Annotated in this window: 9 protein-coding genes; 7 read left to right on the top strand and 2 right to left on the bottom strand. The window is 43.4% G+C overall.

Annotated features, from left to right (window positions below; translation table 11 throughout):
* Positions 1-104: 104 nt before the first annotated feature.
* From JI65_RS15985 to JI65_RS16000, 4 genes are all read left to right on the top strand, one after another.
* On the top strand, positions 105-908 hold the full coding sequence (locus JI65_RS15985; RefSeq protein ID WP_191018163.1) for a hypothetical protein: 804 nt from the start codon (positions 105-107) through the stop codon (positions 906-908).
* Positions 909-943: 35 nt separating this feature from the next.
* The gene (locus tag JI65_RS15990) at positions 944-1,237 is read left to right on the top strand and encodes a hypothetical protein (RefSeq protein WP_191018164.1); all 294 of its coding nucleotides are present in this window, start codon (positions 944-946) and stop codon (positions 1,235-1,237) included.
* A gap of 42 nt (positions 1,238-1,279) precedes the next feature.
* Positions 1,280-1,756: an ASCH domain-containing protein gene (locus tag JI65_RS15995; RefSeq protein ID WP_191018165.1), complete on the top strand. Its 477-nt coding sequence runs from the start codon at positions 1,280-1,282 to the stop codon at positions 1,754-1,756.
* Between the two features lie 119 nt (positions 1,757-1,875).
* Positions 1,876-2,277, top strand: a complete 402-nt coding sequence (locus JI65_RS16000) for a hypothetical protein (RefSeq protein ID WP_191018166.1) — start codon at positions 1,876-1,878, stop codon at positions 2,275-2,277.
* Between the two features lie 129 nt (positions 2,278-2,406).
* Here the strand turns inward: JI65_RS16000 and gatA are convergent, their stop codons facing one another.
* Together gatA and gatC are read right to left on the bottom strand one after the other, a co-directional pair.
* Complete coding sequence (gene gatA / locus JI65_RS16005; RefSeq protein ID WP_191018167.1) at positions 2,407-3,915, bottom strand: Asp-tRNA(Asn)/Glu-tRNA(Gln) amidotransferase subunit GatA; 1,509 nt, start codon at positions 3,913-3,915, stop codon at positions 2,407-2,409.
* A 7-nt stretch (positions 3,916-3,922) separates the two neighbouring features.
* Complete coding sequence (gene gatC, locus JI65_RS16010; protein ID WP_191018168.1) at positions 3,923-4,237, bottom strand: Asp-tRNA(Asn)/Glu-tRNA(Gln) amidotransferase subunit GatC; 315 nt, start codon at positions 4,235-4,237, stop codon at positions 3,923-3,925.
* A gap of 380 nt (positions 4,238-4,617) precedes the next feature.
* On the opposite strand from gatC, the gene JI65_RS16015 reads away from it, so the two are divergent.
* From JI65_RS16015 to JI65_RS16025, 3 genes are all read left to right on the top strand, one after another.
* On the top strand, positions 4,618-5,625 hold the full coding sequence (locus JI65_RS16015; protein ID WP_191018169.1) for a serine hydrolase domain-containing protein: 1,008 nt from the start codon (positions 4,618-4,620) through the stop codon (positions 5,623-5,625).
* A 134-nt stretch (positions 5,626-5,759) separates the two neighbouring features.
* Positions 5,760-5,921, top strand: coding sequence for a hypothetical protein (locus JI65_RS16020; RefSeq protein WP_191018170.1), 162 nt, complete (start codon positions 5,760-5,762; stop codon positions 5,919-5,921).
* Positions 5,921-7,462 (top strand): Na+/H+ antiporter NhaC family protein, encoded by a 1,542-nt coding sequence (locus tag JI65_RS16025; RefSeq protein WP_191018171.1) that lies wholly within the window; start codon positions 5,921-5,923, stop codon positions 7,460-7,462. The genes JI65_RS16020 and JI65_RS16025 overlap by 1 nt, the downstream gene beginning before the upstream one ends.
* Positions 7,463-7,715: the final 253 nt, after the last annotated feature.

Consider the following 7,715-nt stretch of genomic DNA (forward strand, 5'->3'; position numbering starts at 1 on the left):
ACTCTCGTTCCGACAATTTTTTTTGTCAACTTTCCTGTAATGCGGATGCCGTGGTAAAGTTTTCAAGCCTATAATTTTTTTTTGCAATATTTTATAATTGGGATATGAATCAAATAAAGTCATTAGCAAATGAAATTTTTTCTCGCTTCGGAAACGTAAAGCGGGCACGAGGATATTTTTTATATACTGAAAAAGGCGTTCGTCTTACCGACATGTTCCTTGAGGGCGGAAAGGCGATTCTTGGCTGGGGGCACGAAGGAACTGGCGCCTTTACGATTTTTAAGAACGCTCTTGAACGAGGTGCCTGCGGAAGCTTTCAGACTTGCTTTGAGAATCAGCTTCACAGGGCGGTGTGCGAGCTTTTGGGGCTTAGGACGAATTTTTTCTTTAACGATAAAAACAAGGCGCTTGCCGCCGCAAAAGAAATTTCTAGTGCTGAACCGTTTTTTTATTTTCCGTGGCGCGAAGAAAATTCCAAGCTCGATGAAAGTGACTGCGTGATTTTTCAGCCGACACTTCCGTGGTGCGAGGATTTTTTTGTTCTTGCCGTAAAATCGACTCTTAATATAGAAGAAAATATAAAAAAATCGCTTTCAGAAAACGAGGTCATCATTCCGCCGCCGTTGCAGGCTGCCCTTGCGCGCTCGATTTACGACTTAATCAAGCAGCTTCAGGTGCGTGAAGAAAAAAACTGGTTCGCTTACGACACTGTTTTGACTAAATATTGGACTCGAAACGGTCCGTGGCTTTTTCCTAAAGTTCCGAAAGAAAAATATGAGGATTTTGTGTCTCATTGCCTTGAATGTGCGTTGGTCGTAAGTCCCGTTTATGAAATTCCTAGCATCGTTCCTGCTGGCGTGGACAAAGGAAATTTTACGAAACTTAAGAATTCTCCGTTCGTTTTCTAGAGGTTTTGCCCGATTGTGGCTCTTGTGGAGTGCAGATGGAATCATCAGAAATCCTTCTTTACATTGTAAAACTGATTCTTGGCGGAATCCTTGCTTTTCTTGCAATCTTGCTTTGGAGCCGGACCCGCGATGCCGCATGGATGAGCCTTGTTGCCGGCGTCGTCACGACGTATGCGGGGCTTGTCTACGAAATGTTCATAAAGCTCGGCATAATTCTCGAAAGCCGGCTTGAATTCTTCGGAATCCCTGTTTCTTCATTGATTTTTACGATTATTCCGAGTATTTTTTTTATACTCGCATTCATTTTGATGCTGTTCAGAACAAAATGACGAATTGAAAGTTTGCGAACGTCTCAATTTTTGGAGGACAAAATGGCGGATACAGAGAATGCAAAAACCAAACTCGAGGAATATTGGGAAAAATTCCTTGAGGAAACGCATCAGGACAAAGAACTTGTTGGTTTTTCTGGCGAAATGGTTTTTGAAAATCGCGGGCTTACCGGCGTGGGGCAAATGGCCCTCGTCTTGAGCGGAAAAAAGACCGCATCTTTTTCGCCTCTTCCGTATTACGAGATTAACCGTGAACCGCTGCCGCTTTCTGGCGAAATTTACATTGCCGAAGACGTTAACGGTGAGCCTCGTTGTATTTTGGAAGTGACGGACGTTAATCTTATTCCTTTTGCGGAGATTCCGTGGGAACTTGCCCGCCGTGATGGCGAGGACGAAAATCTTGAAGAGTGGCGTGCAAAACAGAAAGATTATCTTGAAGACGAGGCGGCGGTTTCTGGTTTTGATTTTAATGATGATACAAAAATTGTCTGCGAAATTTTCCGTGTGATTTATTCTTAGTGAAGTTTCTGAAACAGCCAAATTTTAAGTTTTTAGAAATGTCCTTAATTTTAAATTTGATTAGCCGAAAATTTATTTATCGAAAATAGGGGCTTTTAATGCCCAAAAGGGGATTCTTTATGTCTAGCAAAACAAAAGTTGGAATTATTGCAACACTTCTTGAATTCTGTGTTGGCGTTATGCTTCTTATTGGCGGAATTTGGGCGCTGATGAACGGCGGAGATGAGGCTGCCGCAGCTGTGTCAAAACTTTTTGGAAGCGGAGTTATTAAGCTTGCTTTTGGCGTTGTGGAACTTGTTGCGGGGCTTTTCCTTGTCCTCAGAGTTTTTATTGGAGACAAACTCGGTGCGTTCGGAAATATTTTGATGATTATTATTGCCGTTCTTTGGCTCATCGGAATTTTCTGTGCAGACGTAATCGGATTCGGAACTGGTTCTGCAGCTGCAATTCTTTCTAACCTTTATAAGCTCGTTCGCGATCTCATCATTTTCGCTGCAATTCTTGTTAACGTAAGATTCTAGTGCGGTGAATGACAATTGATTGTCATGCTAAACTTGTTTCGAAATGACAAGCCTGATTTTTAATCTAACATAAAAAAATCCCCGGTCGGATTCAAACTGACCGGGGATTTTTGTTTTTAGTGCGTTTGCTTATTTTACAGGAACGCCGCAACCTTTGTGGTCTTCTTCCCATGCCTGCGCAAGCTGCAAAATCTTTGCTTCGCTGAACATTTTTCCTGCAAACTGAATTCCTACAGGCATTTTTGCCGCAGCTTCATTTGTTTCGCTGGTAAAGCCGGCCGGAACAGAGATTGACGGAATGCGTGCGAGGTTGACGAATACTGTGTACAAGTCGCTCAAGTACATTGCCATCGGGTCATCGTATTTTGCGCCGAGCTTGAATGCCGCTGTCGGGCAAACCGGGCAGAGGATTATGTCGTAAGACTCAAAAAGCTTTGCGACTTCTCGCTGGATTCTTGCACGGACGCTCATTCCCTTCTTGTATGTAGGACCGGAGAACTGTTCAGAGAGAACATAGTTTCCTATGATGATTCGTCGTTTTACTTCCGGTCCGAATCCGTCTGAGCGGGTGTCAACGTAGAGCTGGTCGTAACCGTTCTTGTTGTCTACACGGTTTCCGTAGCGGATTCCGTCGAAACGGGAAAGGTTCGAAGCTGCTTCTGAGAGCGCGATAACGTAGTATGATGCGATTGAAGCGTCCAAAATCGGAAGGTCAACCGAGTCGATTTTCGCCCCCTTTGATTTGAACCAATCCTGTACGTCGTCAAAAACTTTTTTTACGTCCGGGTCGAGACCTTTTGTTTCCATGAACTGCTTAGGAACTGCGATTTTGAGTGACGAAAAATCCTTGTAAGCAGTAAGGTTTTTGAGTGAATCTGATTCTGGAAGGTCTGCCGAAGTGTCGTCATAAAAATCGGCTCCGCTCATAATTGAAAGCGGGGTGGCGATGTCTTTTGGCGTGTGGCCGATGATTCCTACCTGGTCGAGAGATGAACCGTATGCGACAACTCCCCAGCGTGAAAGAACGCCGTAAGTTGGTTTGAGTCCATAAACGCCACAGTATGAGGCAGGAAGTCGAACCGAACCGCCAGTCTCTGTTCCGAGTCCGAAGAGAACCTGGTTCGCTGCAACTGCTGCTGTTGAACCGCCCGAAGAACCTCCAGAAACGTAATCCCTGTTGATTGGATTTCTTGTTGGACCGTAAACAGAATATTCTGTTGAAGAACCCATGGCGAATTCGTCCATGTTGCATCGTCCGAGCGGAATCGCACCCGCGTTCGCGAGTCTGTCGATTACAGTCGCGTTGTAAGGTGCTTTGTAGCCTTCAAGAATCTTGGAAGAGCAGGTAACACTTTTCCCACGAACAGAAATGTTGTCCTTGTTCGCGAACGGAACGCCCAAAAGCGGTTTTTCTGCAAAAAGTTTGTCGATTGAGCCGTTTGCGCGGGCTTCTGCGATTTGTGCATCGGCTGCTTTTGCCAGCTCCAGAACATCATCATAAATTTCAAGGAAAGCGTTCAATGCCTTGTCTGATTTTTTGTCGCTTTCAAATGTGTCGATTGAGCTTTGTACAAGTGCTACTGATGTAGTCTTTCCAGATTTTAAAGCCTCGACAGTTTCTTCGATTGTATAGAACATAATTTGTTTAAGCTCCCTCGCCAATAACTTTTGGTACCTGGAAGTAACCGTCCATAAAGTTTGGTTCGTTTATTTTCTTTACGTACTGCATTTCCAATCCTGGAACAATTTCGTCTTCTCGGAGCTTTTCAGCCTCTGTAGAAGGATATGCGTCGTAAGGATTTTCACTGTCATCATATTTTGAAAGAATGTCGAAATAGCCGACAATTTCGTCAACTTGTTTTTTTAAAGTTGCCATATCCGTGCTTTCAGGAGAAAGTCTTGAAAGATAAAGCAGATTTTCCAATGTTGTTTCATCAACTGTACGTTTAGTTTCACTCATAATCTTTTATTTTATAGAAAAACCGTAATTTAGTATATAGAAAGAGAAAAGGGAAACTTGAAAGTGAAAATCTGAATTTTAACCTTCAGGGGGTCCTCATTATAAACTTGCAGGCGTAAAAATCTGTTGTTTGTCCGCTGCGGCGTTTTACAAAAAATTATGGCCGACCGTAATAGGTATCCGGCACCCTTCGGTCGCGAACGGTCAGAATCATTTTTGTGCATTAGCGAAGCATTGCCGCCGCTACTCATAATGCGGAATCCCTGTTTTTGACGTTTTGTTTTGATTGACTGTATATTAGTTTGTAAGGGGCATCTTGAAAAACTTAAAATTTGGATGTTTTTTTGAGAATCCGGTGATTTTTATTTTAGAGGTGAATTATGAGAATTCGGTTCTTGTGGATTACAGTCTTGCTCTCTTTGATTTTTTGCTCTCAGGCATTTTGTTTTGAATGGCAGCGTTCTTCGCCAGAAAAAAGCGGAATCAATGCGGAAGTTATAAAAGGCGTTTTTTCGTCATTGCCGTCGGACGTGTATTCCTGCGTGATTATTCGGGACGGAAAAATTGTTGATGAATATTTTAAGGACGGATACGGCCCTTCGTCTGTTTTTACGATACAGTCCTGTTCGAAAAGTATTACCAGTGCTTTGGTAGGAATTGCGATTGAACAGGGATTCATAAAATCCGTGGATGATTTTGCGGCAGACTATCTTACTCAGCTTGCAAATTCTAAATTCCATGAGATGAAAAAAATCACTTTGAAGCACCTTTTGAATCATACTTCTGGCCTTGTCGGAACGGATTCAAAAATATGGGGCGAATGGCGTTCCAGCTCGAACTGGATTGATTTTATTGTTAGTCGGCCTATGACAAGTAAGCCTGGCGCCAATTTTGAGTATTCTACAGGAAACACGCATCTTCTTGCAGCTGTGCTTGAGAAGGCGACTGGAAAAGGTCTTTTTGATTATGCCAAGGAAGTGCTTTTTGAAAAAATCGGGATAACTTCGGCGGAGCTTGGCACTGATCCGCAAGGAATTGGCGACGGCGGAAACGGTTTTTCCCTTACGGCGTATGATATGGCGCGGTTCGGGCAGCTTTTTCTAGACGGAGGCAAATGGGACGGCGTTCAGGTTGTTCCAGAGAATTGGGTAAAAGAGTCAACTTCGCTTCAAGCCAGAAAAAATGGTTCACGTTACGGGTATCAGTGGTGGCTCCGAAATTACGGCAAGGCAGGCTATTTGGGATATAATGCCCAGGGATTTGGTGGGGAATATATTTTTGTCGTTCCAAAACTCAGGCTGATTGTGGTTTATACGAGTTGGCACATGGGCAACTTGAATTCGTATTTTTACAATGTTGACAAAATCGTGAATGCTACTAAAGGCTGATTTTGCCTGCAAGTTTTCTTTTATTATAATGTGTCAAGTATTATTGTATACAATGTTTGTTTTGCTGTAAAATGATAGCAAAAAGTGGAAAAAATCATCATTATGTTTTTATTCATTTTATAAAAGGAGTTTGTATGACAAATAACGATGTTATAAAAGTTTTAAAAGATATAAAAACTTACGCAAATCGTGATTCCCTTGAGGCTCTCACTTATGCGATTGAAGTTCTTGAAAAACTTGAAAAGGCGGGAATCTCGGAACCTTTGCAGTCTGATTTTTCTAAGGTGGTTAAATAATGCATTTTATAGGAAGTTTTTGGTCTCTTCTCCCTGCTGTGGTGGCAATCGGGCTTGCATTGCTCACCAAAGAGGTTTATTCGTCTCTTTTTGTTGGAATCGTAATCGGCGGTGTTTTTTGGGCACTTGATTCTGCTGCAGGATTCAGCGGATTCGTTCAGCATGTGTTCAGTGACGGAATTATAAAATCCGCTTCGGATGCCGGTCACGTGGGAATTCTTGTGTTCCTTGTCGTGCTTGGAATTATGGTTGCGCTTATGAACAAGGCTGGTGGTTCTGCCGCTTTTGGAAAATGGGCGAAAAATCACATAAAAACAAAGACTGGGGCGCAGCTTGCGACTGTTTGTCTTGGAATTCTTATTTTTATTGATGATTATTTTAACTGTCTTACCGTCGGTTCTGTAATGCGGCCTATTACCGACCGAAATCGTGTGAGCCGCGAAAAACTGGCGTTTTTGATTGACGCTACGGCGGCTCCGGTTTGTATCATTGCGCCTATAAGTTCTTGGGCGGCGGCTGTTACGGGATTCGTTTCTGATGACGGATACGCGCTTTTTATGCAGGCGATTCCGTATAATTTTTACGCGCTTTTTACGTTCGTAATGCTTTTTACGCTGATTGGAATGAAGATTGATTTTGGTTCGATGAAGAAATTCGAAGAAGCCGTAAAGATTTCTGAGCAGAGTTCTGATGATGAGCAGATTGTTGGTAAGGGAACTGTAATCGACTTGGTTTTGCCTATTGTCGTTCTGATTTTTATGTGCACTCTTGGAATGCTTTATTCTGGCGGATTCTTTACGCCTATGGTTGCAGATGACACTGGTGCATTGGTTGCAAATCCGGAGTATTTGAATTTTAAGGTTGCGTTTGGCGACAGTGATGCGGCTGTCGGTCTCGTTCTTGGTTCTTTCGCTTCGTTGATTCTTACTTTGATTTTGTATATTGCCCGCGGAATTCTTCCGTTCAAAGATTGTATGTCTTGCGTTCCGGACGGATTCAAAGCGATGGTTCCTGCGATTTTGATTTTGGTTTTTGCTTGGTCGTTAAAAGAGATGACGGATAGCTTAAACGTTCAGTCTTTTGTTTCTGGCGTTGTGCGTGGAAGCGCTGCTTCGTTTATGAATTTCTTGCCAGCGATTGTGTTCGTTATTGCGGCGTTCATTGCTTTTGCTACAGGAACTTCTTGGGGAACGTTCGGAATTTTGATTCCGATTTGTATTGCCGTGTTCCCAGATGCAGAAAATCCTCTTAGAGTAATTTCTGTTTCGGCTTGTATGGCTGGTTCTGTTTGTGGAGACCACATTTCGCCTATAAGCGACACGACGATTATGGCGAGCGCGGGCGCACAGTGTAACTTTGTGAATCATGTTTCGAGTCAGCTTCCGTATGCGTTGTGTTGTGCGGCAGTTTCGTTCGTAACGTATATTTTTGCAGGTTTCGTAAAAAATGCCGTGCTTTCGTTCCTTTTCGGCGCGATTGTTTTGCTCGGCACGATGTATTTGGTAAAAAGGGGTGCGGTAAAGCGTGCTTCTAAGGTCTGAGTGTTGTTTTACCGCACCCCACGAGTTTTCCTAAAGAAAAACTCGTGCTTTGGTGGGTGGAACTTGCAGGTGCTCACGAAACGCAGCAGCAAGGAAAGCCGCGTTTCGCGGATGCAGATTTATTGCTCGCGCGACGCTCGCAATTATGAGGTGCGGATACGTCCGCTTCTAAGGTCTGAGTGTTGTTTTACCGCACCCCACGAGTTTTCCTAAAGAAAAACTCGTGCTTTGGTGGGTGGAACTTGCGGGTGCT

The organism is Treponema zioleckii (genome assembly GCF_014737315.1).
In the GTDB taxonomy this organism is placed as follows: Bacteria; Spirochaetota; Spirochaetia; order Treponematales; family Treponemataceae; genus Treponema_D; species Treponema_D zioleckii.